The sequence below is a fragment of the Microlunatus aurantiacus genome, from assembly GCF_039536605.1.
Classification (GTDB): domain Bacteria; phylum Actinomycetota; class Actinomycetes; order Propionibacteriales; family Propionibacteriaceae; genus Microlunatus; species Microlunatus aurantiacus.
The window spans coordinates 57195-83132 of sequence record NZ_BAAAYX010000020.1; the positions used below are offsets into that span (position 1 = coordinate 57195).

Genomic DNA, 25938 nt, shown 5'->3' on the forward strand with positions numbered 1-25938 from the left:
GCTCGGGGGTCGGTGACGCCGGTCGGACCGGAGCCGACACCGCCGTCCGCGAGGACCAGAATGCTCTCGTGAGTGACGCCCCGACGGACAGCCGGCTCCAGACGACCCTGGCCAGGTTGTGGCGTGGTCGGGACGTCGGCCTCGTCTACGGGCTCGTCGTGACCGTGGTCAGCCTGTGGGTCGGTCTGCACTCCGACGCGACGGTCCGCAGGCTCGTGGAGGGCGTCAGCACCAACCTCGACAACATGCGGGCCAGTCCGCTGGCGGTGCTCGCGGCCAGCGCGTTCGTGGTCTCGCCCCTCACCCAGCTGCTGCTGGTGCCGGTGGTCGTGTGGGTCTTCGGGCTGGTCCAGCGCTGGCTCGGTCGCACGGCGCTGATCGCCATCTGGATCTTCGGTCACGTCGGCGCGACGCTGTTCGTGATGGCGATGGAGATCAACGCCCTCTACCGGCACATCGCCCACTTCTCCATCGTGGTGAAGCCGGACGTGGGTGTCAGCTACGGCCTGGCGGCCGCCGTGGGTCTGCTGGCCGCCCGGGTCCCGCGGCGACGCCGGCTCCCGTACGCGCTCGCCTGTCTGGGGGTGATGGGGGCGGTCTTCGCGATCAGACCGGACTTCACGGCCATGGGTCACCTGACCGCCGTCGTGATCGGTCTGGGCATGGCCGCGGCCGTGCACGGCGGCCACCGGCACCGGCACCTCGGTGGTGTCGGAGCGCGCGCGTAGCCTCAGCGCATGACGGCTGCCACGGCTCAGCAGACCCCGGCCGGCGCCCCGACCGACGAGGTCGTGGCCGACGGGGTGCTGCGGCGCATCGCGCGGCAGCTGGCGCCGTACAAGAAGCAGATGCTGCTGGTCGCCCTGGTCGTGCTGGTGTCGGCGGCCCTGACGTCCGTCGCGCCGTTCCTGACGCGGGCGATCTTCGACGACGCCCTGTTCCCCGTCGATGGGGGAGCGGTCGACCTGTCGCTGCTGTGGTGGCTGGTCGGCGGACTCATCGTGATCCCGATCGTGACCGCGCTGCTCGGCATCGGGCAGAACTACCTGACCAGCCGGATCGGCAACTCCGCGATGGCTGACCTGCGCAGCGACCTGTTCGCCCACCTGCAGCGGATGGAGCTGGCCTTCTTCACCGGCACCAAGACCGGGGCCATCCAGTCCCGGCTCGCCAACGACGTCAGCGGCGTCCGGACGGTGCTGACCGACACGGCCACCACCATCCTGCAGAACTCGGTGACGGTGATCGCGGCCTTCATCGCCATGGTGCTGCTGTCCTGGCAGCTGACCGTCCTGACCCTGATCCTGATGCCGCTGTTCCTGGTCGTCCAGGTGCGGGTCGGCCGACGCCGACAACGGATCGCCCGCCGCACCCAGGAGTCGCTGTCGGAGATGACGGCCATCACCGAGGAGTCCCTGTCGGTGTCGGGGATCCTGCTGGCCAAGGTCTTCGGCCGCGGCCACGCCGAGACCGAGCGCTACCGCGAGGAGAACCGCAACCAGACCCGGTTGCAGATCGAGGCGGCGATGACCGGCCGCACGTTCTTCGCCCTGGTCCAGACGTTCTTCGCCGTCACCCCGGCCCTGATCTACCTCGTGGCCGGCTACCTGATGACCGGGCGGATCGGGGGTGGCGAGCTGCTCACCGCCGGCACCCTGGTCGCCTTCACCACCCTGCAGGCGCGCCTGCAGATGCCGCTCATGCAGCTGATGCGGGTGACCCTCGACGTGCAGACCTCACTGGCCCTGTTCCGCCGGATCTTCGAGTACTTCGACCTGCAGCCGGCGATCGTCGAGCGGGTCGACGCGCGCCCGCTGGAGAGGACCCGGCAGGGCGGGCGGGTCGAGTTCGACGACGTCTGGTTCCGCTACCCGGAGGCGCGCGAGCTGAGTGGCACCCGGTCCGGGCCACGGTTCGGGCCCGCCGACAGCGCACCGCCGCCGGAGGAGATGGCGGAAGCGGCAACCGACGAGCCGATCGAGCCGGCCCGTGACTGGACCCTGGCCGGCATCAGCCTGCGCATCGAGCCCGGTCAGCTGGCGGCGATCGTCGGTCCGTCCGGGTCGGGCAAGACGACCATGACCTACCTGGTGCCGCGGTTCTACGACGTGGGGCGCGGCGCGATCCGGATCGACGGCAACGACGTCCGCGACGTCACCTTCGACTCCCTCGCCCAGTCCGTCGGCATGGTCACCCAGGAGCCCTACCTGTTCCACGGCTCCTTGTTCGACAACATCGCGTACGCCAAGGCGGGTGCGACCCGGGCCGAGGTCGAGCAGGCCGCCCGCGACGCCAACATCCACGACCGGATCATGAGCTTCGCGCAGGGCTACGACACGGTGGCCGGCGAGCGGGGCTACCGGCTCTCGGGTGGGGAGAAGCAGCGGCTGGCCATCGCCCGGGTGCTGCTGATGAACCCGCGGGTGCTCATCCTCGACGAGGCCACCTCAGCCCTGGACACCGAGACCGAGCGGCTCGTCCAGCAGGCGCTCGAGCGTGCCACCCAGGGGCGGACGACGATCGCCATCGCCCACCGGCTGTCCACCATCCGCAACGCCGACGTGATCTTCGGTCTGGAGGACGGCGAGCTGGTCGAGCAGGGCACCCACGCCGAGCTGCTGGCCCGCGGCGGCCTGTACGCGCGGCTCTACAACGAGCAGTTCGACGGCGGCCGGGTGGAGGGCCGCTTCTCCGACGGGGTGGTGTACGCCGACGGCGAGGTCTGGTGCGACAAGCGGGCTGGTCGCCGCGCCGACATCGGCGTCTGAGCTCCCGAGCCTCCCGAGCCGGACGCTCCCGAGCCCGACGCTCCCGAGCCGGCCCCTCCCGAGCCGGCCCCTCCCGAGCCGGCCCCTCCCGAGCCGAACGCTGACCGCGTGGCCGACCGCGTGCCTCAGCTCCACACCCGGCGGCGCAGCCCGATCAGGGTCGACAGCGCGCGTCCGACCAGCACCCCGAGGGCGATGCCGATCATGGTGATCACGGCGGTCAGCAGCGACCCGGTGCCGGTGCCGTCGCCCGACAGCAGCGTGGCCACGCCCATCAACCCGAGGGCCCCGGGCACCAGGATCCAGAACGCCGGGGTGAAGCTGACGATGGCCGGCGGCCCGCCGCGCTGACGCGCGACCAGGTCCGCGACGGGGGTCATGGCCAGCGCCCCCACGAACGCCGACAGCAGACCGCCGATGAACAGACCGCCGAGCACCTGAGCGCCGTACGCGACGTAGAGCACGATCAGGATCCAGCCCATCGACCGCGGGCGGGCGCAGCGGTTCACCACGATGCCGATCCCGAACGCGGCCACGCCCAGCCACGGACCCAGGGTGCCGAAGGCGGGTCGGGTGCTGGTCAGCTCGAGAGCGGGGATGCCGACCAGCAGCGCCGGGCCGACGATGCCCAGCGCCAGCAGCAGCAGCTGCGTCGCCCCGGCGGCCAGCCGCCCGGCCCCGGAGATCATCTGACCGCTGGCCAGCTCGATCACCGCGGTGGTCAGCAGGGCACCGGGCAACAGCGTGACCAGTGGAGCGATCAGGGACGGGACGATGTCGGCGGTCCAGCCGGACCGGGCGAGCAGGAACACGGCCAGCGAGACCCCGGTGGCCGCGGACACCGTGACCAGCGCCTGGTAGCGCAGCGGCACCCGCAGACCCAGCAGCTGGACGGCGCCGGTGAACACCCCGAGACCTCCGGCCAGCAGCGTGCCGCGACCCGAGCTGCCCAGCAGCACGGCCAGTCCCATGGTGGCCAGCACCCCACCCAGCAGCTGGACCGCGGGCGGGAACGGGGGCGGCGCCTGGCGGATCGCTCGGATCTCCTTGAGCGCGGCTCGCGGGTCCAGGCCCAGCCGGGTCCGGGCGACCACGTCGTCGAGCGCCTCGATCTGGTGCAGCCGGAGCTGGACGGCTCCGGTGGCCACGGCACTGGTCCGCAGCGTGCCGCCGCTGGTCGAGGAGACCACCAGCGCCGTCGGCATCGCGATGATCTGGACGTCCGGCAGCCCGTGCGCGGTGGCGATGGCCCGCAGGTCGGACTGGACGTCGCTCACGTCGAAGCCGGCCTCGATCAGCGCGTCCCCGGCGATGGACATCAGCCGGAGCACGTCCTCCTGGGTCGCCGGTCGCAGGATGACGGTGTCATCGGTCTCGGGCGGTGAGCCGGCGACCGTGGTCAGCTCCCGGAGCAGCAGCCCCACCAGGATGAGCACGACGAAGGCGATGATCGCCGAGGTCAGTGGGACGCTGGCGCTCAGGCTCGCCGGTGGCGTCGACGGGATCATCACCACCGGGGTGGTCGACGCGGTCGGCGTACGACGGGTGGGGGACGGTGTCGGGGTCGGGCGCGGGGTCGGCGCCGCTGAGCTGACCGTCGGCTCCGGGGTCGGGGTCACCGACCGGGTGGGACCGGTCGGCTCCGGAGACGAAGGTGCCGTGGCGGTGACGCCGGGACTGGCCGGTGGCGTGGCGTCCGGGGTGGGGGAGGGCGGGGGGGGTGTGGTCGCGCTGGGAGACGCCCCCGGGCTCGCCGGCGTGGGCGTGTCGGCGACCGCCGGAGGAGTCGTGGCCAGCGCGATGGTGGCGAGCAACGCCAGCAGCAGGGAGGTCAGGACCGTGAGCAGGCGGTCTCTCAGCGGGCTGCGGGCGAGCGGTCGGGGCGGTCGGGTCATGGGCTGTGGTCTCAGTCCATGTCCGGGATGAGCTCGCGGGCGTCGGCGTAGTCCAACCCGGTCAGCTCCATCAGGTCCACCAGGATGGAACGGGCCTGAGCGAGGATCACCACCGCCGAGATGCTGTCGGCGACCGGCAGGTGCGACGTCTCCCGGGCCGCCGCCACCAGCAGCTTGCGGGCCGCGACGGGCAGCTTTCCCTCGTGCAGGTCGCTGGCCATCCGCTCGGCCAGTCCGGCGTTGCTCTCCAGCAGCCGCAGGTACGACTCCGGCACCGTGTCGCCCCGCCAGACCGCTGTCGCGCTGCGGCGGGCCAGCACCCGCAGGTTGCGGCTGGCCCGGTCCAACGGCTCGGCCAGCTGCGCGTACGCGAGCGCCGAGCCCAGCTGCCGGCGCCGGAAGGGGCTCTGGCGGACCACCGCGAGACCCTCGTCGGCGGCGTCCTGGAGCGTCTTCAGCTGGGCCTCGCCCTCGCGGGCCCGCTCCAGCACCAGGTCCGCGGCGGACTCGTCACCGTCCCGGAGCGCGGTGGCCGCCGCACGCAGGGTGGCGGCCAGCTCCTGCAGCAGCTGGGCGGCCAGGATCCCGGGCCGGCGCAGCGGTGCGCTCGGGGCCAGGGTGGCCACGGCCAGCGCCAGGGCGCAGCCGACCACCGCGTCCAGCCAGCGGCCGAAGCCGGCGCCGGGATCGGGCAGCAGGGTGGTCACGATCACCGCCTGCACAGCGGCCTGGATGGTCATCAGCTGGCCGGCCCCCAGCAGGCTGGCCAGGGACATGGCCAGCGCCACCACGACCATGATCTGCCAGACCCCGGTGCCGAAGACGGACACGAACACGTCGCCGACCAGCACGCCGAGGGCGACCCCGATGGCCACCTCGACCCCGCGCCGGAGCCGGTTGCCGTACGTGACGTTGAGCACGAGGATCGCGGCCACCGGGGCGAAGAACGGGGCGGCGTGCTGCAGCAGCTCTCGGGCCATCAACCAGGCCAACCCGGCCGTCACCGCGCACTGGGCGATCAGGAAGCCGCGGCCCCGCCACCGGGCCAGCCGGCGCTGCGCCGAGCGGTAACCGAGCCGGGTGGTCCGCTCGCTCAGGTCGAAGGCGCGGAGCCGGACCTTGTCGAGAGCAGAGCGGTCGTCAGCCACGCTGAATGATCGCAGCATCGACTCGCCATTCTCACGCTGGCCTTGGCAGACTGTTGCCTCGTGACTTCACCGACACAGTCCCAGTCCACGACCACCCCCACCGCACCGATCCGCGTCACCGTGTGGGGCGAGAACTTCCACGAGAACAGCGACCGCGACCGGGAGATGATGGCCCGGTTGTATCCCGACGGGATGCACGGGGCGATCGCCGCCGGTCTGAGCGAGCTGCTCGGCGACCGCGTCGAGGTGCGCACCGCCACGCAGGACCAGCCCGAGCACGGTCTGAGCGCCGAGGTGCTCGACAACACCGACGTCCTCACCTGGTGGGGACACGCCACCCACGGGTCGGTCGACGACGCGGTGGTCGACCGCGTCTACTCCCGCGTGCTGGGCGGCATGGGTCTGCTGCCCCTGCACTCCGCGCACTTCTCCAAGATCTTCATCAAGCTGATGGGCACCTCCTGCTCGCTCGCGTGGCGCAACTCCGCCGACACCGAGCTGGTCTGGACGGTTGCCCCCGGGCACCCGATCACCGAAGGGGTCCCGTCGCCGATCGTCATCGACGAGCAGGAGATGTACGGCGAGTACTTCGACATCCCGCAGCCGGACGAGCAGATCTTCCTGTCCACCTTCACCGGGGGCGAGGTCTTCCGCTCCGGCTGCACCTGGCGGCGGGGCAAGGGCCGGATCTTCTACTTCTCGCCCGGTGACCAGGACTATCCCGTCTACCACCATCCCGACATCAAGCGGGTGCTGGCCAACGCGGTGCAGTGGGCGGCCCCGCAGCGCAGCATCGACTTCGTCGCCCCGGCCGTGGTGAACGAGCCGGCCCCGCGCTTCCGGGCGCAGCTCGCGCAGGACGGGGAGGTGTCGGCATGAGCGCCCCGACGACGAACGAGAGCGGGACCCTGCGGGCCGGAGTGATCGGCCTCGGCTGGGCCGGCCAGCAGCACATGGACGCGTACGCCCAGCTGGACGGCGTCGAGCTGGTGGCGCTGGCCGGGTTGGAGCCTGACAAGCTGGCGCTGCTGGGCGACCAGTACGGCGTGCCGCCGGAGCGTCGGTTCGGCGACTGGTCCGAGCTGGTGGCGGCTGACTGCGTGGACGTGGTGTCGGTGGCGACCCCGAACAACCTGCACGCGCCGGTCACGGTGGCGGCTCTCGACGCGGGGCTGCACGTGCTCAGCGAGAAGCCGATGGCGGACACCGGCGCGGCGGCCCAGACCATGGTCGATGCGGCCCGCCGGAACTCCCAGGTGCTGGACATCACGTTCAACCACCGCCGCCGCGGTGACGTCCAGGCGCTCAAGCAGGTCGTCGCGTCCGGGGTGCTGGGCGACATCTACTACGCCAAGGCCGGCTGGCTGCGCAAGGAGGGGATCCCGGGTCTGGGCAGCTGGTTCACCCAGCAGTCCGCGTCCGGCGGCGGCCCGCTGATGGACATCGGCGTGCACATGCTGGACATGGCGCTGTTCCTGCTCGGCGAGCCGGACGTGACCAGCGCGACGGCGTCCACCTACGCGGAGTTCGGCCCCCGCGGACAGGGCGCGTCGGCGTACGGGCCGTGGGCCAAGACCGACGGTGCCACCCCCGACTTCGACGTGGAGGACCTGGCCACGGCGTTCCTGCGGTTGGGCGGCGGCGGCACGCTGCTGCTGGAGTCCAGCTGGGCCCAGTGGATCCCGTACGACCAGTGCTACGTGACCCTCTACGGCACCGAGGGCGGCGCCAGCATCGAGTGGGGCGGGTTCCCGGCGACCTACCGCAAGCTGGGCATCTGGACCCAGAAGGACGGGGTCCCGGCCGAGCTCACGCCGTACGTGCCCGAGGACGGTCAGCACCTGCAGGCGGTGACCGACTTCGTCTCCGCGGTCCGGGCGGGGGCCAACGTCGAGCACGACGGATCGGAGGCGCTGGCCCGGGCCCGCGTGGTCGATGCCTGCTACGCCTCGGCCGCTCAGCGACAGGAGATCAGCCTCGGGAGCTGAGGTGAACCTGTGACTGAGGGTTCGCCCCAACATTCACTCTAGTCACAGGAATTTCTTCCTTAACACTGGCGTGTTGGGCTTGACCTCCTGCACTCTGGGGCCTTCGTGACCCCGGACGAACGGATGGCCATGTCTTCCCCGAGACAGCACGCCCTGCAGCAGCCGCTCCTCGGCCTCCGTCGGTGGGCCCGCCGCCTGGTGGTGGCGGGCCTCGCCGTCGGCCTGGTCGGGGCCTCGTCGGTGACCGCCAGCCCGACGGCGGCGGCCGACTCCGCGACGTCTCCCCGCAGCGGCAACTTCTACGTCACCGGGGCGGGGTTCGGCCACGGCTGGGGGATGAGCCAGTACGGCGCCTACGGGGCGGCCCGGAAGGGTCTGACCTGGAAGCAGATCCTGGCCTTCTACTACCCGAAGACGGTCCGCGCGGCGCTGCCCAACACGGGCACCATCCGGGTCTGGGTGACCGCGGACTCCGACGGCAGCCTCACGTTCAAGCCGGCCGCCGGAGCCCGGGTCAGCGACGGCTCGAGGACGTACACGCTGCCGACCGGGTCGGCGTACGCCACCTGGCGAATCAGCCGGTCCGGCTCCGGCTACACGCTGTCGCACAAGTCCTCCGGGGGCAGCTGGAAGACCCGGAGCACGGGTCTGGGTACCGGCACCTGGACGGCGAGCAGCTCCGCCGGCAGCCTCCGGCTGGTGCTGCCGAGCGGCTCGACGCGGGGCTACCGCGGCAGCCTGTCGTTGATCAAGCGGGGCAGCAGCGGCCGTTCGGTCAACACGGTGTCGGTCGAGAACTACGTCCGGGCGGTGGTTCCCTCGGAGATGCCGACGTCCTGGCACCCCGAGGCGGTCAAGGCGCAGGCTGTGGCCGCCCGGACCTACGGCGCGTTCCTGCGGGCCCGCTCCGCGAGCTCGGGCTACGACATCTGCGACACCACCAGCTGCCAGGTCTACCGGGGCATGGACAACGAGACCGCCAACGGCGACACCGCCGTCCGGGCGACCGCGCACGTGATCATGTCCTTCGGCGGCAAGCCGGCCTACACGCAGTTCACCTCGTCCAACGGCGGACAGATCACCACCGGCGACTACAGCTACCAGAGCGCCCAGAAGGACCCGTACGACGGCGTGATCAAGGACCAGTCGTGGAGCAAGACGATCTCGGCGTCCCGGCTGGGCAAGGCGTTCGGGGTCGGCACCGCGAAGCGGGTCCAGGTGACCAAGCGTGACGGCTACGGCCGCTGGGGCGGCCGCGTCACCACCATCAAGATCACCGGCAGCAAGAAGTCGGTGACCGTGAGCGGCACCACCTTCAAGGGCAAGTTCGGCATGCGCGGCAACTACTTCACCGTCAACGGCACCTCGTCGCCGTCCAAGCCCTCGCCGTCGACCCCGCTCCCGGCCCCGACGCCCGAACCGGCTCCGGTGGTGATCAAGCCCGGCAAGAAGTACGCCGCCTTCCCCCGCTCCTACCGGTCCACCAGCCGGGTCGACCTGCTGCTGATCACCAGCGGAGGGGACCTCCGCCGCTACCCGGTCTCGACCAAGGCGCTCGGTGCCGGGCAGACGCTGGACTCCGGGTTCGGCTCCTTCACCCACGTGCTGAACGCCGGTGACTGGAACGGCGACGGCTACGCCGACGTGGTGGCCCGCACCTCCCGGCAGCGGTTGGTCCTCTACCGGGGCACCAGCACCGGCAGCTTCTCCACCGGTATCGACCTGGGCGTCGTGTCCAAGCACCGCTACCTGAGCGGGGTGGGCGACCTCAACGGCGACCGGTTCCCCGACCTGATGGCGATCACGTCCGGCGGCGTCGCCTCGGTGATCTACGGCAACGGCGCGACCGGAGTCAAGGGGGTGACCACTGTCGCGGGCAGCTGGTCCAAGGCCGACTGGCTGCGCGGCGCCGGCGACTTCAACGCCGACGGCCGGCTGGACGTGATCACCCGCAGCGGCTCGAGCCTGTACGTGCACCTGCGGACGGCCAATGGCTTCGCGGCCCGCAAGCCGATCGGCACCGGCTTCGGCGGGGTCTCCTCGATCACCGCGGTCGGCGACGTGGACGGGGACGAGCGGGGCGACCTGGTGACCCGGTCCAGAGCCGGCCGCCTCCAGCTGTACCGCAGCAACGGGACGAAGCTGGTCCGGTCGACGGCCTACACGGGCTCGTTCTCCGGCACCCGCTTCGCCATCTGAGCATGATCGACGGCTTCGCCATCGGCCACCACACCGCCGACGGCGACGGCTGGCTGACCGGCGCCACCGTCGTGCTGACCGAGCGCGGCGCGGTCGGCGGGGTCGACGTGCGGGGCGGCGCTCCGGGCACCCGCGAGACCGACCTGCTCGACCCCCGGGCCCTGGTCGAGCAGGTGGACGCGGTGGTGCTGTGCGGCGGCAGCGCGTACGGCCTGGCGGCCGCCGACGGCGTGATGACGTCGCTGGCGGCGGACGGTCGTGGATTCCGGGTGGGCCGGGAGCCGGGCGAGGTGGTGCCCATCGTGCCGGCCGCGGTGATCTTCGACCTGGGACGGGGTGGGGTCTTCGCGCACCGACCGACCGCGGAGTTCGGCGCTCGGGCGTACGACGCCGCCAAGGGAGCCTTCGGTCGCCGGACGACCGACCCGGAGCTGGGCGCGGTCGGCGCGGGCACCGGGGCGATGGCCGGCGGTCTCAAGGGCGGCTTCGGCTACGCGGAGGCCGCGTTGTCCCTGGGCGACGACGGACCGGCCGGGCGGGTCGGGGTGGCCATCGTGGTGAACGCGGCGGGCTCCCCGGTCGACCCCGACACCGGCGCCCTGTGGTCGGACCGACGCGGGGTTCTGGACCGTCCCGACAGCGTCGGGCGGGTGGCGCTCTCCGCCGCGCGTGGGCAGGCCGGCCGACCGTTCAACACCACCATCGGGGTGGTGCTCACCGACCTGACCCTGACCAAGGCCCACGCCGGCAAGGTCGCGGCCGTGGCCCACGACGGGCTGGCTCGGGCCGTGCGTCCCGCCCACCAGCTGACCGACGGCGACACCTTCTTCGCGCTGGGCTCCGGTCGGCACACCGCGCCCGCCGACCCGCTGGCTTCGGTGGGGCTGCTCAACCGGCTGCTGGAGGTGACCGCCGACGTGGTGGTGGACGCCTGCTTCGTGGCCCTGACCTCGGCACAGACCCGTGGTCGGTTGCGCGCCTACCGTGAGCTGGCCGGACTGCGCTGACCTGCGCGGGCGGGACCGGCTGGAACCTGCGTCAAAGTCAGCTCGACTGCGCCGAATCCGGGGCGACACGCCGGGAACGGGTTCGGTCGAGCTGACTTCGACGCAGCGGGGCCGCGATCAGGGTCCGGCTACGCGGTACAGGGGCGCGTGACCGCGCTTCCCGGCGGGCTCGATCAGCTCCAGCAGCCGCAGGCAGAAGATGATCCGCTGGGCCAGCACCCTCGGCACTCCCACCAGACCGCCCAGCTCAGCCGTGCTGAACGGCCCGGCGGGGAGTGGCGCATCCAGCAGCTCGAGCACGTCGGGGGGCTGCCGGATCTCGTATGACGTCAGCACCCCGACCAGGTGCCGCACCCCCGGATCCCGGCGGCGCCGCCCGGTCCCCACCGGGGCCGCTGCGCGGACGTGCTCCTCCTCGCACAGCAGCACCTCGATCACCAGGTTCGGGTGACCGATCAGGGTCGGGAACGCCACGAGCACGTCGAAGATCTCCGTCGGGCGGCCCGCGCGCGGCGACCGGCGCCGGCTCAGCTCGTCGCCGGACGCGTCGGTCCGGACGACCCAGCGGCGGCCGGGCACGGGGTGCACGATCCGCATCCGGTGCTGATCGAGCAGCCCGTCGAGCTTGCGTCCCAGGGGACCGAAGCCACCGGTCTGGATCTCGACCAGCTCGCCGTCGGCGCGGACCAGGTCGACCACCCAGCGCTCGACCGGAACCTCGAAGCGATCCCCCGGTCTGCCCAGGTGCTGCTTGAGCGCGGCGTGCAGCGGTCCCTCCGCCAGCTCGCCGATGCCCACGCGGTCACCCTAGAGTCTGAGCGACCGACCACCTGAGACGGGAATGCCCGACCGTCGACGGTGTTCCTAGACTTGTCCGCTGGGCCCGACGTGCATCGCGGACGGCCGCACGAGCACCACCGACGAGGGAACCATGAGAGCGCTGCTGCTGGAGAACATCCACCCCGAGGCCGAACGGCTGCTCGGCGAGCGGGGGATCGAGGTACGGACCGTCAAGGGTGCCCTCGACACCGACGAGCTGGTGGCGGCGCTGGACGGTGTCCAGCTGCTCGGCATCCGCTCCAAGACCACGGTGACCGACGAGGTGCTGGAGCGGGCTCCCAGCCTGCTCGCGGTGGGGGCCTTCTGCATCGGCACCAACCAGATCGACCTGACCGCGGCCTCCGAGCGTGGTCTCGCGGTGTTCAACGCGCCCTACTCCAACACGCGCAGCGTGGTCGAGCTGGCCATCGCCGAGATCATCTCGATGGCCCGGCACCTGACCGACAAGAACGCCAAGATGCACGACGGCGAGTGGGACAAGTCGGCCAAGGGCGCTCACGAGGTCCGTGGCCGGACCCTGGGCATCGTCGGGTACGGCAACATCGGCAGCCAGCTGTCGGTGGTGGCCGAGGCGCTCGGCATGCGGGTGCTCTTCTACGACGTGGCCGACAAGCTGGCCCTGGGCAACGCCCGCCGCTGCCACAGCCTGGAGGAGCTGCTGGCCGAGGCCGAGACCATCTCGCTGCACGTCGACGGTCGGCCCGGCAACGCCGGTCTGTTCGGCCGGGAGCAGTTCGCGATGATGCGGCCCCGGAGCCTGTTCCTCAACCTCTGCCGCGGCGTCGTCGTCGACCACGAGGCACTGCGCGACCACCTGCTCAGCGGCCACCTGGCCGGTGCTGCGGTGGACGTGTTCCCCGAGGAGCCGAAGACCGTCGGCGACCCGTTCACGTCCTGCCTGCAGGGCATCCCCAACGTCATCCTCACCCCGCACATCGGCGGCTCCACGCAGGAGGCCCAGGAGGACATCGGCCGGTTCGTGGCCGGCAAGCTCCGCGACTACGTCGCCGCCGGCAACACCTCGATGTCGGTCAACCTGCCGCCGGTGGCCACCGACCGCGGCGATCGGACCCGCATCCTGCACGTGCACCAGAACGTGCCGGGCGTGCTGGCCACGGTCAACGGGGTGCTGGCCGACAGCCGGGTCAACATCGAGGGTCAGACGCTGTCCACCCGGGGTGACCTGGGCTACGTGATCACCGACGTCAGCGGTCCGTTGGCCGAAGAGGCCCTGGCCAAGCTGCGGGACCTGCCCGAGACCGTACGGCTGCGGGTCATCGCCGGCTGAGGACACCGCACGGGCTCAGGATCGGCCGAGGCCGTCCAGGAGGTGGTCGGCGGCCGTCAGCAGCGGAGGCAGCCAGTCAGGACAGTTGTCCGCGGTCGCCAGGGCCGCCGCGGTCCACCACCCGACGGCGGTGAGCTCGTCGGGGTCGGCGAGCCGGGGCTCAGGGCCGACGGGCAGCTCGCCGGCGTACGTCACCGTCAGGACCGGTTGGTCGTCCCGGCCGAGGTAGAGCCCGCTGGACAGGTAGGACAACGGCACCGCCGTCAGGTCGAGCCCGGTCTCCTCGCGCGCCTCGCGGCGCGCGGTCCTCTCGAGCACGCCTGTCCCGGCCACCGGCTCGACGTGTCCGCCGACCATGCCGATCATCCCGGGCGCGTACGCCACGTGCGGGCCGCGGACGGTGAGGAGCCAGCGCCGGTCGCGGCGCAGCAGCACGCAGACGTTCGCCTCGTAGCGGGTGCGCCGGGCCATCGGGCGGCTCAGCGCCGTCGCCACCAGCCGACGACCAGAGCCAGGACGGCCAGGCCGCCCACGGCGCCGGCCACCAACGGCAGCCAGGTGCGCGCCACGTCGGGCAGCACCTGCAGGTGGGGGGCCGACTCCGAGGCGGTCGGCGGGCGGTACGCGTAGTCGGGCCGTGCCGGGCGGGGTGTCGTCGGGCCGGTGGCACCGACGGCCGCCGGGTCCGCGGCCGCCGCCGCAGGACCGCGCTGGTCGCCGGCCCGATCGCTCGTCGCGGGGCCTCCGGCCGGCTGCGACCCGGGCGCGTCGGCGGTCAGCCCGGTCGCGAGCTTGGCCCCGATGCAGCCGATGAACTGGTCGGCCAGTCGGTTGCTGGCCGAGGAGATGGCCCCGGCCCCGAGCTGGGCCGGGCGGCCCGTCAGGTCCAGGTCGGTGCCGACCTCGACCCGGGTGCCGTCGTCGCCTGTCGGTCGGAAGATGGCCGTGACCGTGGCCGACCCGGCCGCCGCCCCGCGCCGGTCCCGGGCGTTGGCCTTGACCACCAGGCGACGGTCGGCGACATCGGCCCGCACCACCCGCGCGGTTCCCTCGAAGACCAGGGGGAACGGCCCGAACTTGATCTTGACCGCCCCGTGGTAGACCTCACCGTCACGACCCCACACCGAGGCGCCCGGAAAGCACGGCGCGAGCAGGTCGAGACGACCGAACACGTCGAAGACCTGGTCGACGGGAGCGTCGATCGTGAAGGTGTGGGTCAGCTGCATGGCGTCATTCTGCCCTGGCCCACCCGGGCCGCCGCCGCGGCCACGATCGTCGGGTCAGGACTCCTCGTCGGCCAGGGCGAGCTGGTCCAGCACGAGATCGTGCAGCCGGCCGTTGGTGGCCACCGCATTGGCGCCGCGCGGCCCGGGGACGCCGTCGAGGTCGGTGAAGCGGCCGCCCGCCTCGCTGACCACGATCGAGCAGGCGGCCATGTCGTGCAGCGCCAGCTCGGGCTCGCAGGCGATGTCCACCCCGCCCTCGGCGAGCAGCATGTAGGACCAGAAGTCCCCGTACGCCCGGCTCCGCCAGCAGCCCCGCATCAGATCGACGAACTGCTGGCCGCGGCCCGACTCCACCCAGCCCGGGATGGAGGAGTAGCTCAGCGAGGCGTCCTCGATGGCGGCCACGTCGGAGACCTTGCACGGGGTGGCCGACATCAGCGACTTGCCGGCGTACGCGCCGCCGCCCAGGCTGGCCCACCAGCGGCGGCCGAGCGCCGGCGCCGACACCACGCCCACGGCCACCTCGTCGTTGATCATCAACGCGATCAGGGTGGCCCAAACCGGCACGCCGCGGACGAAGTTCTTGGTCCCGTCGATCGGGTCGATCACCCAGCGACGCGGACCCCAGCCGGTGTCGGCCATCTCCTCCCCGTGCACGGCGTCGCGCGGGCGAGCCCGGCCGAGGGTGCGGCGCAGGGCCTCCTCCACGGCGGTGTCGGCGTCGGAGACCGGGGTCAGATCGGGTTTGGCGACCACGTGCAGATCGAGGGCCTTGAACCGGTTCATGGTGATCGAGTCGGCGTCGTCGGCCAGCAGGTGCGCCAGCCGGAGGTCATCGGTCAGGTTCCGGAACGCCGGATCACTCGACGTGGCTGCTGGGGTGGGGGTTCCGGACATGCCTCGTACGCTACTGGCCCGACCCGAGCATCCGGCGGAACGACTCCAGTCGTACGGGAGACAGTTCGCCGCGACCGACGGCGTCGTCCAGGGCGCACTCCGGCTCGGCCGCTGTGTGGGTGCAGCCCCGCGGGCAGTCCGCCACGATCGCCGCCAGGTCGTCGAACGCGGCGACGATCCGCTGCGGCGTGACGTGGCTCAGGCCGAAGGAGCGGACGCCGGGGGTGTCGATCACCCAGCCCGGGTCACCGTCGATCGCGGGGTCGGCGGGCAGCCGGAGCGCGATCGCCGAGGAGGAGGTGTGCCGTCCACGGCCGGTCACCTCGTTGACGTGGGACGTCGCCCGGAAGGCGTCGGGGATCAACGCGTTGACCAGGGTGGACTTGCCGACCCCGGAGTGGCCCACGAAGACACTGCGGTGACCGGCCAGCCGCCGGCGGAGCTCGGCCAGGTCGGCACCGGGCCGGGTCACCGCGATCGCCACGTCCAGCGGGCCGTACTGGGCCAGCAGCACGTCGGGGGAGGCCAGATCGGCCTTGGTCAGACAGAGCAGCGGGGCCAGCCCGGCGTCGAAGCCGGCCACCAGGATCCGGTCGATCATCCCGGTCCGCGGCGGTGGATCGGCCAGGGCGGTGACGATCACCAGCTGGTCGGCGTTGGCCACGATCGGCCGCTCGTACGGGTCGTCGTCGTCGGCGGTCCGCCGCAGCACGGTCCGGCGCTCCTCGACGGCCACGATCCGGGCGAGGGTGCCCTCCTCCCCGCTGGTGTCGCCGACGACCCGCACCTCGTCGCCCACGATCACCCCGGTGCGGCCGAGCTGGCGGGCCTTGGTGGCCACCACCTCGTGGTCGTCGACCACGAGCCGGTAGCGCCCCCGGTCGACCGTGATCACCACCCCGATGGCGGCCGCGGAGTAGTCGGGATGGTCTTTGGTGCGGGGTCGGCTCCGGCGGCGCGGCCGCTCGAAGGCGGCGTGCTCGTCGGTGTAGAGACCGCGGGACGTCACGCGCGGGAACCGGACCCGGTCACTGCGGAGCGCTGTCCGGATCGGCGGCGATCTCGGCGGCGGACTCGCCGGCCGCCTCGGCCAGCATCGCCGTCCACAGCGGCACGAACTCGGGCATCGTCTTGTCGGTGCAGGCCACGTCGTCGACGACCACGTCCTCGACCACCAGCCCGATCAGCGCGCCGGCCTGGGCCATCCGGTGGTCGGCGTAGGTGTGCCACGTGCCGCCGCCCAGCAGCCGCGGGTGGATGACCAGACCGTCATCGGTCACCTTCACCCTGACCCCCAGTCCCTCCAGCTCGGTGGCGATGGCGGCGAGCCGGTCGGTCTCGTGCCCACGGATGTGGCCGACGCCGTGGATGTGGCTGGTGTCGGCGGCCAGGGCGGCGATGGCCGCCACCACCGGGGTCAGCTCGCTGGCGTCGCGGAGGTCGATCTCGATGCTGTCGATCTCGTCGGTCCCGGTGACGGTGAGGGCACCGTCGTCCTCGTAAGTGATGTCGGCGCCGAACTGCTGCAGGATGTGCGGCAGCACGATGCCGGGCTGGTTGCTCTCGGCCGGCCAGTGCGGGACGGAGACCGAGCCGCCGGTGAGGGCGGCCGCGGCCAGGAACGGGGCGGCGTTGGACAGGTCGGGCTCGACCGTCACGTCGAGCGGGGCGATCGTGCCGGGCCGGACCACCCAGCGATCGGTCTCGCTGTCGTCGACCTCCACCCCCCGCGCCCGCAGCATGGCCACGGTCATGGCGATGTGGGGCCGGGAGGGCAGGTCACCGCCGGCGTGCCGCAGATCGAGCCCCTCGGCCAGGCGGGCCCCGATCAGCAGCAACCCGGAGACGTACTGGCTCGAGGTGCTGGCGTCGATGGTCACCAGCCCGCCGGTCAGGTCGGCACCACCGGTCACCGTGAACGGCAGGGCGTCGCCCGAGACCCGGGCTCCGAGCGCGGTGAGCCCGTCCAGCAGCGGGCCCATCGGCCGTGCGTACGCCTGCTGGTCGCCGTCGAACGCGACCGGAGCATCGGCCAGGACGGCCAGCGGGGGCAGGAACCGCATCACGGTGCCGGCCAGCCCGCAGTCGACGGTGCCGCCTCCGGTGAAGCCGGCCGGCGGGGTGACGCGCCAGCTGTCACCGCTGTCGTCGACGTCCACGCCGAGCGTGCGCAGCCCGTCCCGCATCAGGCGGGTGTCGCGGGCGTCGAGGCCGTTGGTGATGGTGGACGGACCGGTGGCCAGCGCGGCCAGCACCAGGGCCCTGTTGGTCTCCGACTTCGAGCCGGGCACCCGGACGGTCGCCCGGATCGGGGCCGGGGCGGTCGGTGCGGGCCAGGCGCCGCTCGGCGCGGTGGCGGGTTCGGCGGATCGCGGGGGAAGCGGGGTGGTCGACACAGCGGGGGAGTCTACGCGAGGCCCACCGTGCGGGGCCGGGTCCGGTGGCCCCGGACCGGCCCCCGCGCCGGGATCAGTTCTCGCCCAGCTCGATGTTCTCGGTGAACTTCTGAGCCGACTTCTTGGCGGCGGCGATCTGCTTCGCCGCCTCCTTCTTCGCCGCCTCCAGCTGCTTGCCGGCGTCCCGCCCGGTGTGCTTGGCGAACTTCCCGGCGTCCCTCTGGGCCTGCTTGGCGGCCTTGGTCGCCGCCTGCCGGGCGTCGGCCGCCTGGCGGGTGGCCGTCTTCTTGGCCGCCGCGATCTGCTTCTTGATCTTCTTCCGGTTCTTGCCGGTGGTGCCGACCAGCGCGCCCACCAGGAGAGCGCCCTCGGCCAGCGCCGAGTCGGTCAGCTCCCGGGTCTCCTTGGCGACCTTGCGCCCCGCCTTCTTGGTGTCGGCGGCGATCGCGTTGGTGTTCTTCGCCAGCGCCTGACCACCCTTGTGCGCGCGGTACCCGAGGCTCGGCTTGCCCTCGGTGTCACGGGAGGCGATCAGCACGCCACCCAGCAGGCTGACGTTCTTGAGGAAGTGGTCCCGGTCCGCCGCGCGCTCGGCCGGGTCGCTCCGGCTCCAGAACGGGTACTTGCCGATGGTGGTGGGCACCAGCGACAGGGCGAGCAGGGCAGCACCGAGGCGCCGGCCCTTGCCCGTGGCCAGGGCGATGCCGCCGACGAGCTCGAGCGCGCCGTTGATGCGGACCCACGTCTTGGCGTCGGTCGGCACCAGGCTGGCGACCTGCTCCGGGGCGAAGCGCTGCACGGTCGGGACGACCCCGTCGACCAGCGGCTCGGCAGCGGGAACCAGGGAATCGGGATCGCGCACGGCCTTGAGTCCGCTGACCACGAAGTAGGAGGCCAGCATCGTGCGTGCGGTGGAGCGCAACAACGTCATGGACCATTCCTACCGTGCCGGAGGTGCCAGACCAACACGGGGCCGGCGGTTCCGGACCAGCACGGGGGACTGTCGGAGTCGGCCGGTAGCGTCGCAGCCATGTGTGGTCGGTATGCCTCGAGCTCACGTCCGGAGACGTTGGTCCAGGAGTTCGACATCGACGAGATCCTCGGCGAGCTGCCCGGGCCCGACTTCAACGTGGCCCCGACCGTGGCCGTCCCGGCGGTGCTGGAGCGGCGCTCGCGGACCGAGGACACCGTGGTGCGTCGGCTCAGCCCCCTGGTCTGGGGGCTGGTGCCGTCCTGGGCCAAAGACGCGAAGGGCGGCGCCCGGATGATCAACGCCCGGGTCGAGACGGTGGCCGAGAAGCCCGCGTTCCGCCGGGCCTTCGCCACCCGCCGGTGCCTGTTGCCGGCCGACGGCTTCTACGAGTGGTACGCGCCGGAGGCGACCGAGCGGGTCCTCGGTCGTGCCCCGGTCGCGGCGGGCAAGGGCTCGGCCAAGGCCAGGAAGCAGCCGTTCTTCATCCACCGTGCCGACGGCAGCCTGCTGGTGATGGCCGGCATCTACGAGATCTGGCGTGATCCGGCCAAGGACGCCGACGACGACACCGCCTGGTTGCGGACCTGCTCGGTCATCACCACCGAGGCCACCGACGCCGTCGGTCATCTGCACGACCGGATGCCCATGGTGGTGCCGAGGTCGGCGTGGGACTCCTGGCTGGACCCGACCGTGACCGATCCGCAGACCGCTCTCGACCTCCTGCAGGTCACCGAGGCGGAGGCCCTGGAGGCGTACGCGGTGTCGACGGCGGTGAACAAGGTGAGCAACAACGACCCGTCACTGCTCGAGCCGCTGGCCGTCGACGACCCGGACGAGGCCACCCAGGACGCCGGGCCGGCCCAGGACACCTTGTTGTGACGGAGCCGGCGCCGGCCACCGTCGTGGTCGAGGTGGACACGCCGGAGGGACCGGGCCGCTGGCACGTCGACGCCGCCACCGATCCCTCGGCAGTCCTGGTCCTCGGCCACGGCGCCGGCGGCGGGGTTACGGCGATGGACCTGGCGCTGCTGGCCCGTGAGCTGCCGCCGCTGGGGACCACCGTGGCCCGGTTCGAGCAGCCCTGGCGGCTCGCCGGGCGCAAGGTGGCCGTCCCGCCGCCCCGGCTGGACGTCGGCTGGTTGCCGGCTGTGGCGAGCCTGACCCGACGTCCGGAGCTGGTCGGTCTCCCGGTGGTCGCGGGCGGACGGAGTGCCGGCGCGCGGGTGGCCTGCCGGACCGCGGAGGAGCTGGGTGTCGCCGCGGTGCTGTGTCTGGCGTTTCCCCTGCACCTGCCCGGTCGTCCCGAGCGGTCGCGGCTGCCGGAGCTGCTGTCGCCGTCGGTGCCCCGGCTGGTGCTGCAGGGGACCAGGGACACGTTCGGGACCGCGGCCGAGCTCGCGGGTGTCCTGGCCGCGACCGACGGCGGTGACGAGGTCGTGGTGGTTCCGTTGCCCGGTGCCGACCACGGGTTCGCGACCCCGGCCCGGGCCGACTTCCGCCCGGCCGACCTGCGTGCGCTGGTGGTGGCCAGTGCGGTGGAGCTGGTCGCCGGTGTGCGGGACACCCCGGGGGAATAGCCACGCCGCTACCGCGTTGTGATCTGCATGACCGCAGCCGTGTCCGAGCGCCCCCCGGTGCGCCGAGGCTTTTCTCAGCCGGCGCCGGTACGCTCGTACGTGATGACCCTCCCCACCAGCGAGAGCACCACCAGCGCACCCGACGTCGAGACCGTCCCCCGGGAGACGGCCGAGGAGCGGCACGCCCGTTTCGAGGCCGAGGCCCTTGCCTACATCGACCAGCTGTACGCCGCCGCGCTGCGGATGACCCGTAACCCGTCGGATGCCGAGGACGTGGTGCAGGAGACGTACGCCAAGGCGTACGCGTCCTTCCACCAGTTCACGCCGGGCACCAACCTCAAGGCGTGGCTGTACCGGATCCTGACGAACACCTACATCAACTCCTATCGCAAGAAGCAGCGACAGCCTCAGATCGCCGACGGCGAGAACATCGAGGACTGGCAGCTGGCGCGAGCGGAGTCGCACACGTCGTCCGGTCTGAAGTCGGCCGAGACGGTGGCTCTGGAGCACCTGCCCGACTCCGACGTGAAGGAGGCGCTGCAGCAGCTCGCGCCGGACTTCCGGTTGGCAGTGTTCCTGGCCGATGTCGAGGGCTTCTCCTACAAGGAGATCGCCGAGATCATGGGCACCCCGATCGGGACGGTGATGTCGCGTCTCAACCGCGGGCGCAACCAACTGCGGAACCTCCTGGCCTCGTACGCCAAGGACCGCGGGATGGCGCAGAACGAAGGGGGTCGGCGGTGACCGGGTTGTCGAACGAGGAGTGCGAGCACACCCTCAACCGGGTGTACGAGTTCCTGGACCACGAGCTGGACGACGCCAGCGGCGACCAGATCCGGGCCCATCTCGCCGCGTGCGAGCCGTGCCTGGAGAAGTTCGACGTCGAGCAGGCGGTCAAGGCACTGGTCTCCCGCTGCTGCGGCGGGGACGTCGCCCCGGATCATCTGCGCTCCAAGGTGATGACGCAGATCTCGGTGGCCCGGCACCAGCTGAGCTGACCGGCGGCGGGGTCGTGGCCCAGCCCGAACTCCTGACCTGTCGCCGGCGACGACCGGCTGGCCGGTGGATGCACGTCGAGAGGATGACGCATGCGGTACCGCAGTCTGGGTGACACCGGAGTCCAGGTCAGCACCCTCTGCCTCGGGGCGATGATGTTCGGCGGGGTCAACAACGCCGACCGCGACGACTGCGTCAGCATCATCCACACCGCGCTCGACGCCGGGGTCACCTTCATCGACACCGCCGACGTCTACTCCCAGGGTGAGTCGGAGGAGATCGTCGGCCAGGCGCTGCGGGGCCGCCGGGACGAGGTGGTCCTGGCCAGCAAGTTCCAGGGCGCGATGGGGGAGGAGCGGAACCGGCGCGGCGCTTCCCGGCGCTGGATCGTCACCGCCGTCGAGGACTCCCTGCGCCGCTTGGGCACCGACCACATCGATCTCTACCAGCTGCACCGGCCCAACCCGGACACCAACATCGAGGAGACGCTGGGCGCCCTCGACGACCTGGTCCACCAGGGCAAGATCCTCTACGTCGGCCACTCCGCGTTCCAGGCCAGCCAGATCGTCGAAGCCCAGTGGGCGGCGCGGGACCGGGGAACGGTCCGGCCGGTCTGCGAGCAGCTCTCCTACTCGCTGCTGGTCCGACTGCCCGAGGTCGACGTCCTCCCGACGACGCTGCGACACCGGATGGGCGTGATCTGCTACTCCCCGCTGGCCGGTGGCTGGCTGAGCGGCAAGTGGCGCAAGGGTGTCGAGCCGCCCGTCCCGTCGACCGGTCGAGGGGCTCGGGCGCACTTCCAGCGCCGTTACGACCTGGACGAGCCGGCCAACGCGGGCAAGCTGGACGCCGCCGACGCCCTGGCCGCGCTGGCCGAGGAGCACGGTCTGACCCTGGTCGAGCTGGCGGTGGCCTTCGTGGTGAACCACCCGGCCGTCACCAGTGCCATCATCGGGCCGCGGACCCTGGATCAGCTCACCACCCAGCTGCCCGCCGCCGATCTCACCCTGGCCCCGGAGGTCCTCGACCGGATCGACCAGATCGTCGCACCCGGCACGACCCCGAACCCCTTCGACAGCGCGTACGTCAACCCCGCGCTGCAGCCCGACGCCCTGCGCCGCTAGTCCTGGCGCCGCTGGTCCCTGCCTCCCGGTTCACCCGGGAAGCGACCGGGTCAGCCGGCCCGGACCGAGAGGTCCTGGAAACGCGTCAGCGGCCCGGCGTGATCGCCGAGCCGCTGACCGACCAACGCGGTTCAGGCGTTGGGACGCTTGCCGTGGTTCGCGCCCTTCTTACGACGCGCACGACGCTTCCGACCCGTCTTTCCCATGATCACTCCTTCGCTGCCGGCGGCACAGCCTTCCATCTTGCCACGTCGCCCCGCCTGAGCGGAAAGCGAACTGCGGGCCGGTCCGGTGCGTCGGGGGGTTCCGACCGGGCCACTAGGGTGCAGTGCATGCCATCGATGTCGGAGATCATCGCCGATCACACGACGCTCTCCGAGAACGACCACCGCCGCCTCAAGCAGGTCCTCTCGGAGTGGCAGCTGCTGGCCGACCTGGCGTTCTCCGACCTGGTGCTGTGGGTGCCCGACCACGACGAGAACGTGTTCTGGGCGGTCGCGCAGATCCGCCCCACGACCGGTCCCACCGCGTTGCTGGAGGACGTCGTCGGTGACCTGATCGCCTACTCGCCCGACCACCTGGTCTCGGAGGCGTTCCTCAGCGGCGAGATCACCCAGACCAGCGCCAACAAGCTGAGCGCCGGCATCCCGGTCGACGTCCACGCCATCCCCGTACGGTTCAGTGACCGCGTGATCGGGGTGGTGGAGCAGCACACGAACCAGCTCGGGGTGCGGAGCCCCAGCGTGCTGGAGAACTCGTACCTGGACAGCGCGGCCGATCTCGCGCTGATGGTCGCGGCCGGTGAGTTCCCGATCGCCACCGACCTGTCCGACCAGACCATCAACCCCCGGGTCGGCGACGGCTTCATCCGTCTCGATCCGGACGGCAACGTCGAGTACGCCAGCCCCAACGCCCTGAGCGCCTACCGTCGCATCGGGCTGATCGGCGACCTGGTGGACGAGAACCTGGTCAGCCTGACCCGCGACCTGATGCCGCACACCGACGGCCCGATCGACCACTCGCTCGACTCGCTGCTGGAGGGTCGCGTCGCCCGGCGCGCCGAGGCGGTGGCCGGTGACGCCCACCTGCTGCTCAGGTCGGTGCCGCTGACCCGGGGTCGGGAGCGACACGGGGCCATCGTGCTGTGCCGGGACGTCTCGGACCTGCGCAGCAAGGAACGGGAGCTGATCACCAAGGACGCCACGATCCGCGAGATCCACCACCGGGTGAAGAACAACCTGCAGACGGTGGCCGCTCTCCTCCGGATGCAGGCCCGCCGGATCGCCGCCCCGGAGGCGAAGATGGCCCTCAACGACGCGATGTCCCGGGTGGCGGCCATCGCGATCGTGCACGAGACGCTGTCCCAGGCCTTCGACGAGGTGGTGGACTTCGACAAGGTGGCCGACGGTCTGCTCCGGATGGTGGTCGACGTGGCGGCCACCCGCGACGGCGTCCGGGCGGTCCGGATCGGCAGCTTCGGGGAGGTGTCGGCCGACCTGGCGACCAACCTGTCGATGGTCATCACCGAGCTGTGCCAGAACGCCGTCGAGCACGGTCTGATCTCCGCGGACGGCACGGCCACCCGCGGCGAGGTGCGGGTCGTCCCCGGCGTGCGCGAGGGCCGGCTGCGGGTGGAGATCACCGACGACGGCGCCGGACTGCCCGACGACTTCGACTGGCGATCCTCACCCAGCCTCGGGCTGTCCATCGTCGACACCCTGGTCGGGGACATGGGCGGAGACTTCCGCCTGGGACGGAACCCCCAGGGTCCGGGGACCCAGGCCGTGATCGAGGTGCCGTTGAAGAAGAAGAAGCGCTAGACCGCCGGGAAGACCGGGAAGATCCAGATCCGCACCCGGGCGGCGCTCAGGCGGTGCGGATGCGCGCCCGTGCGGCGCTCAGGCGGTGCGGATGCGCGCCCGTGCGGCGCGACGCTTCAGGGCGCGGCGCTCGTCCTCGCTCAACCCACCCCAGACTCCGTGGTCCTGGCCGGCCTCGAGGGCCCACTGCAGACACGCGTCCCGGACGTCGCAACGGCGACAGACCTGCTTCGCCTCCTCGATCTGGAGCAGTGCGGGTCCGGTGTTCCCGATGGGGAAAAACAGCTCCGGATCCTCGTCCAGACAGGCAGCCTTGTGGCGCCAATCCATGTCCCACTCACTCCTTCATCGCGGTGCGGGACCCCGGAGGGACCCGCATACTGCAGCACGTCTCGAGTCGTCTACACTGACCGCCTCGGTTCGTGACCCACACTTTCAGGCAAATCGCGTCGACACAAGGGTCGACAGGGTCGGTTGGCTCACATTTCACCTGAGGCGACGCTGCCTGCTGTGAGCCGTACGCTGACATCGTGTCTCGCTCCACCAAATCCTCGATCTATCCGGCGTTGGCCCTAGCCGCGGGGCTGTTGACCGTGATAGGGGTGGCGTCCGCCGGTTACGGCGTGCTGGAGCTGCTGGCCACCCGCGCCTCTCGGGCGGTGGTGGGCAGTGGCGCCGCGATCATATTGCTGGGCTATGCGGTGCTGCTGATCGCCGTGGCGCGCGGCGTGTTCCGCGGCCGCCGCTGGAGCCGGGCTCCGGCGATCGCGACCCAGCTCATCCAGCTCCCGGTGGCCTGGAGCTTCCGGGGCGGCGAGACCACGTGGTTCGCCGCCCTGCTCGGGGCCGTGTCGCTGACCGTCATCGTCTGCCTGCTGCTGCCCAGCTCGACCCGGGTCTTCACCGCCGGGCAGGACACCGGTTCCTGACCGGGACGATCAGGAACCGAGCTCCTCCAGCAGCCGGGCCGTCTCCTCCTCGCGGGCCGCTTCGGCCTCGTGCTCGTGCTTGACCCTGGTCAAGAACAGCTTCGTCCGCTCGTGCCGGGGGTGCAGCAGCACCTGATCGGGCGCGCCCTCCTCGACCACCACACCGGCATCCATGAACACCACGCGGTCGGCCGCCTCGCGGGCGAAGCCCATCTCGTGCGTGACCACGATCATCGTGGTGCCCTCGGTCGCCAGCTCCTTCATCACCTTGAGCACCTCCCCGACCAGCTCGGGGTCCAGGGCCGAGGTCGGCTCGTCGAAGAGCATCAGCTCCGGCTTCATCGCCAGTGCCCGGGCGATGGCCACCCGTTGCTGCTGTCCCCCGGAGAGCTGAGCCGGGTAGTAGGAGGCGCGGTCGGAGAGACCGACCTTCTCCAACAGCGCCAGCGCCTCGGCCTTCGCCTGGGACCGGGCGATCTTCTTCACCCGGATGGGGGCCTCGGTGATGTTCTCGAGCGCGGTCATGTGCGGGAACAGGTTGAACCGCTGGAACACCATCCCGACTCGCGACCGCTGTCGGGCGATGTCGGAGTCGTGGCGGACGTGCAGCCGGCCCTTGCGCTCCTCGAAGCCGATCAGCTCACCGCCGACCCAGATCCGGCCCCCGGTCAGGGTCTCCATCTGGTTGATCAGGCGCAGGAAGGTGGTCTTGCCGGAGCCGCTGGGTCCGAGCAGGCAGACGACCTCGCCCTTGTCGACAGTCAGGTCGACGCCCTTGAGCACCTCGTTCGACCCGAAGTGCTTGATCACGTTGACCGCTTCGACCAGGTGCGCCGAGTCGGGCCGGTGCTCGGCGTCGACGGTTGG

At 71.7% G+C, this 25938-nt stretch carries 27 protein-coding genes; 15 read left to right on the forward strand and 12 right to left on the reverse strand.

The features are described 5' to 3' along the window. Positions 1 to 68 precede the first annotated feature (68 nt). Together ABD714_RS18635 and ABD714_RS18640 are read left to right on the forward strand one after the other, a co-directional pair. Positions 69 to 728: a rhomboid-like protein gene (locus ABD714_RS18635; RefSeq protein ID WP_344813951.1), complete on the forward strand. Its 660-nt coding sequence runs from the start codon at positions 69 to 71 to the stop codon at positions 726 to 728. Between the two features lie 9 nt (positions 729 to 737). Continuing rightward, complete coding sequence (locus tag ABD714_RS18640; RefSeq protein ID WP_344813952.1) at positions 738 to 2768, forward strand: ABC transporter ATP-binding protein; 2031 nt, start codon at positions 738 to 740, stop codon at positions 2766 to 2768. 125 nt (positions 2769 to 2893) lie between these two features. Here ABD714_RS18640 and ABD714_RS18645 read toward each other — a convergent pair whose 3' ends face one another. Next, positions 2894 to 4204, reverse strand: a complete 1311-nt coding sequence (locus tag ABD714_RS18645) for a threonine/serine exporter family protein (protein WP_344813953.1) — start codon at positions 4202 to 4204, stop codon at positions 2894 to 2896. Here ABD714_RS18645 and ABD714_RS18650 point away from each other — a divergent pair. Beyond that, complete coding sequence (locus ABD714_RS18650; protein ID WP_344813954.1) at positions 4197 to 4694, forward strand: hypothetical protein; 498 nt, start codon at positions 4197 to 4199, stop codon at positions 4692 to 4694. The two genes, ABD714_RS18645 and ABD714_RS18650, sit on opposite strands and share 8 nt — an antisense overlap. Here the strand turns inward: ABD714_RS18650 and ABD714_RS18655 are convergent. After that, complete coding sequence (locus ABD714_RS18655) at positions 4675 to 5829, reverse strand: FUSC family protein (RefSeq protein WP_344813955.1); 1155 nt, start codon at positions 5827 to 5829, stop codon at positions 4675 to 4677. The two genes, ABD714_RS18650 and ABD714_RS18655, sit on opposite strands and share 20 nt — an antisense overlap. A 42-nt stretch (positions 5830 to 5871) precedes the next feature. On the opposite strand from ABD714_RS18655, the gene ABD714_RS18660 reads away from it, so the two are divergent. The 4 genes from ABD714_RS18660 (at position 5872) to ABD714_RS18675 (ending at position 11005) form a co-directional block, all read left to right on the forward strand. Then, entirely contained in the window at positions 5872 to 6690 is an 819-nt protein-coding gene (locus ABD714_RS18660; protein ID WP_344813956.1) for a ThuA domain-containing protein, read from the forward strand. After that, a complete protein-coding gene (locus ABD714_RS18665; protein ID WP_344813957.1) occupies positions 6687 to 7799 on the forward strand; it encodes a Gfo/Idh/MocA family protein in 1113 nt (370 codons plus the stop codon). The genes ABD714_RS18660 and ABD714_RS18665 overlap by 4 nt, the downstream gene beginning before the upstream one ends. 129 nt (positions 7800 to 7928) lie before the next feature. After that, on the forward strand, positions 7929 to 9998 hold the full coding sequence (locus ABD714_RS18670) for a SpoIID/LytB domain-containing protein (RefSeq protein WP_344813958.1): 2070 nt from the start codon (positions 7929 to 7931) through the stop codon (positions 9996 to 9998). 2 nt (positions 9999 to 10000) lie between these two features. Continuing rightward, positions 10001 to 11005, forward strand: coding sequence for a P1 family peptidase (locus ABD714_RS18675; protein WP_344813959.1), 1005 nt, complete (start codon positions 10001 to 10003; stop codon positions 11003 to 11005). A 117-nt stretch (positions 11006 to 11122) separates the two neighbouring features. Here ABD714_RS18675 and ABD714_RS18680 read toward each other — a convergent pair whose 3' ends face one another. Then, positions 11123 to 11803 carry a DUF8091 domain-containing protein gene (locus tag ABD714_RS18680; protein WP_344813960.1) on the reverse strand — a complete coding sequence of 227 codons (681 nt, stop codon included), beginning with the start codon at positions 11801 to 11803 and terminating at the stop codon, positions 11123 to 11125. Between the two features lie 94 nt (positions 11804 to 11897). Here ABD714_RS18680 and serA point away from each other — a divergent pair, with 94 nt between their 5' ends. After that, positions 11898 to 13133 carry a phosphoglycerate dehydrogenase gene (gene serA / locus ABD714_RS18685; protein ID WP_344814308.1) on the forward strand — a complete coding sequence of 412 codons (1236 nt, stop codon included), beginning with the start codon at positions 11898 to 11900 and terminating at the stop codon, positions 13131 to 13133. Positions 13134 to 13148: 15 nt separating this feature from the next. Here the strand turns inward: serA and ABD714_RS18690 are convergent, their stop codons facing one another. The 6 genes from ABD714_RS18690 to ABD714_RS18715 form a co-directional block, all read right to left on the reverse strand. Beyond that, positions 13149 to 13628 carry an NUDIX hydrolase gene (locus ABD714_RS18690; RefSeq protein WP_344813961.1) on the reverse strand — a complete coding sequence of 160 codons (480 nt, stop codon included), beginning with the start codon at positions 13626 to 13628 and terminating at the stop codon, positions 13149 to 13151. Beyond that, entirely contained in the window at positions 13613 to 14359 is a 747-nt protein-coding gene (locus ABD714_RS18695; RefSeq protein ID WP_344813962.1) for an SRPBCC family protein, read from the reverse strand. The genes ABD714_RS18690 and ABD714_RS18695 overlap by 16 nt, the downstream gene beginning before the upstream one ends. Before the next feature lie 54 nt (positions 14360 to 14413). Then, positions 14414 to 15256 (reverse strand): inositol monophosphatase family protein, encoded by an 843-nt coding sequence (locus tag ABD714_RS18700; protein ID WP_344813963.1) that lies wholly within the window; start codon positions 15254 to 15256, stop codon positions 14414 to 14416. A gap of 10 nt (positions 15257 to 15266) precedes the next feature. Then, a complete protein-coding gene (gene rsgA / locus ABD714_RS18705; protein ID WP_344813964.1) occupies positions 15267 to 16265 on the reverse strand; it encodes a ribosome small subunit-dependent GTPase A in 999 nt (332 codons plus the stop codon). Between the two features lie 19 nt (positions 16266 to 16284). Then, a complete protein-coding gene (gene aroA, locus ABD714_RS18710) occupies positions 16285 to 17652 on the reverse strand; it encodes a 3-phosphoshikimate 1-carboxyvinyltransferase (RefSeq protein WP_344813965.1) in 1368 nt (455 codons plus the stop codon). A 73-nt stretch (positions 17653 to 17725) separates the two neighbouring features. After that, positions 17726 to 18583: a DoxX family membrane protein gene (locus ABD714_RS18715; protein WP_344813966.1), complete on the reverse strand. Its 858-nt coding sequence runs from the start codon at positions 18581 to 18583 to the stop codon at positions 17726 to 17728. A gap of 99 nt (positions 18584 to 18682) precedes the next feature. Between ABD714_RS18715 and ABD714_RS18720 the strand changes: the two genes are divergently transcribed. The 5 genes from ABD714_RS18720 to ABD714_RS18740 all read left to right on the forward strand — a co-directional run bounded on the left by ABD714_RS18720 (position 18683) and on the right by ABD714_RS18740 (position 22322). Next, positions 18683 to 19504 carry an SOS response-associated peptidase gene (locus ABD714_RS18720; protein WP_344813967.1) on the forward strand — a complete coding sequence of 274 codons (822 nt, stop codon included), beginning with the start codon at positions 18683 to 18685 and terminating at the stop codon, positions 19502 to 19504. Next, positions 19501 to 20202: an alpha/beta hydrolase family protein gene (locus tag ABD714_RS18725; RefSeq protein WP_344813968.1), complete on the forward strand. Its 702-nt coding sequence runs from the start codon at positions 19501 to 19503 to the stop codon at positions 20200 to 20202. Before ABD714_RS18720 ends, ABD714_RS18725 begins: the two co-directional genes overlap by 4 nt. 102 nt (positions 20203 to 20304) lie before the next feature. Then, a complete protein-coding gene (locus ABD714_RS18730) occupies positions 20305 to 20946 on the forward strand; it encodes a sigma-70 family RNA polymerase sigma factor (protein WP_344813969.1) in 642 nt (213 codons plus the stop codon). After that, positions 20943 to 21200 (forward strand): mycothiol system anti-sigma-R factor, encoded by a 258-nt coding sequence (gene rsrA, locus ABD714_RS18735; RefSeq protein ID WP_344813970.1) that lies wholly within the window; start codon positions 20943 to 20945, stop codon positions 21198 to 21200. Before ABD714_RS18730 ends, rsrA begins: the two co-directional genes overlap by 4 nt. 90 nt (positions 21201 to 21290) lie before the next feature. After that, on the forward strand, positions 21291 to 22322 hold the full coding sequence (locus ABD714_RS18740) for an aldo/keto reductase (RefSeq protein WP_344813971.1): 1032 nt from the start codon (positions 21291 to 21293) through the stop codon (positions 22320 to 22322). Between the two features lie 131 nt (positions 22323 to 22453). On the opposite strand, the gene ABD714_RS23100 is transcribed toward ABD714_RS18740, so the two are convergent. Continuing rightward, positions 22454 to 22528, reverse strand: a complete 75-nt coding sequence (locus ABD714_RS23100; RefSeq protein WP_369797015.1) for a 50S ribosomal protein bL37 — start codon at positions 22526 to 22528, stop codon at positions 22454 to 22456. 126 nt (positions 22529 to 22654) lie between these two features. Here ABD714_RS23100 and ABD714_RS18745 point away from each other — a divergent pair, with 126 nt between their 5' ends. After that, positions 22655 to 24142 carry a sensor histidine kinase gene (locus ABD714_RS18745; protein WP_344813972.1) on the forward strand — a complete coding sequence of 496 codons (1488 nt, stop codon included), beginning with the start codon at positions 22655 to 22657 and terminating at the stop codon, positions 24140 to 24142. Between the two features lie 78 nt (positions 24143 to 24220). Here ABD714_RS18745 and ABD714_RS18750 read toward each other — a convergent pair whose 3' ends face one another. Further along, positions 24221 to 24472 (reverse strand): WhiB family transcriptional regulator, encoded by a 252-nt coding sequence (locus ABD714_RS18750; RefSeq protein ID WP_091074038.1) that lies wholly within the window; start codon positions 24470 to 24472, stop codon positions 24221 to 24223. A gap of 272 nt (positions 24473 to 24744) precedes the next feature. Between ABD714_RS18750 and ABD714_RS18755 the strand changes: the two genes are divergently transcribed. Further along, positions 24745 to 25071, forward strand: coding sequence for a hypothetical protein (locus ABD714_RS18755; protein ID WP_344813973.1), 327 nt, complete (start codon positions 24745 to 24747; stop codon positions 25069 to 25071). A gap of 9 nt (positions 25072 to 25080) precedes the next feature. Here the strand turns inward: ABD714_RS18755 and ABD714_RS18760 are convergent, their stop codons facing one another. After that, on the reverse strand, positions 25081 to 25899 hold the full coding sequence (locus tag ABD714_RS18760) for an amino acid ABC transporter ATP-binding protein (protein ID WP_344814309.1): 819 nt from the start codon (positions 25897 to 25899) through the stop codon (positions 25081 to 25083). Positions 25900 to 25938 lie beyond the last annotated feature (39 nt).

Bases quoted from the DNA above. Each gene is read 5' to 3' on its own strand.
- ABD714_RS18730 (WP_344813969.1), top strand. From the start codon at position 20,305: ATGACCCTCCCCACCAGCGAGAGCACCACCAGCGCACCCGACGTCGAG.
- ABD714_RS18740 (WP_344813971.1), top strand. From the start codon at position 21,291: ATGCGGTACCGCAGTCTGGGTGACACCGGAGTCCAGGTCAGCACCCTC.
- ABD714_RS18750 (WP_091074038.1), bottom strand. From the start codon at position 24,472: ATGGATTGGCGCCACAAGGCTGCCTGTCTGGACGAGGATCCGGAGCTG.
- ABD714_RS18640 (WP_344813952.1), top strand. From the start codon at position 738: ATGACGGCTGCCACGGCTCAGCAGACCCCGGCCGGCGCCCCGACCGAC.
- ABD714_RS18655 (WP_344813955.1), bottom strand. From the start codon at position 5,829: ATGCTGCGATCATTCAGCGTGGCTGACGACCGCTCTGCTCTCGACAAG.
- ABD714_RS18650 (WP_344813954.1), top strand. From the start codon at position 4,197: ATGAGCACGACGAAGGCGATGATCGCCGAGGTCAGTGGGACGCTGGCG.
- ABD714_RS18745 (WP_344813972.1), top strand. From the start codon at position 22,655: ATGCCATCGATGTCGGAGATCATCGCCGATCACACGACGCTCTCCGAG.
- ABD714_RS18670 (WP_344813958.1), top strand. From the start codon at position 7,929: ATGTCTTCCCCGAGACAGCACGCCCTGCAGCAGCCGCTCCTCGGCCTC.
- ABD714_RS18695 (WP_344813962.1), bottom strand. From the start codon at position 14,359: ATGCAGCTGACCCACACCTTCACGATCGACGCTCCCGTCGACCAGGTC.
- ABD714_RS18720 (WP_344813967.1), top strand. From the start codon at position 18,683: ATGTGTGGTCGGTATGCCTCGAGCTCACGTCCGGAGACGTTGGTCCAG.
- ABD714_RS18665 (WP_344813957.1), top strand. From the start codon at position 6,687: ATGAGCGCCCCGACGACGAACGAGAGCGGGACCCTGCGGGCCGGAGTG.
- ABD714_RS18700 (WP_344813963.1), bottom strand. From the start codon at position 15,256: ATGTCCGGAACCCCCACCCCAGCAGCCACGTCGAGTGATCCGGCGTTC.
- ABD714_RS18715 (WP_344813966.1), bottom strand. From the start codon at position 18,583: ATGACGTTGTTGCGCTCCACCGCACGCACGATGCTGGCCTCCTACTTC.
- ABD714_RS18675 (WP_344813959.1), top strand. From the start codon at position 10,001: ATGATCGACGGCTTCGCCATCGGCCACCACACCGCCGACGGCGACGGC.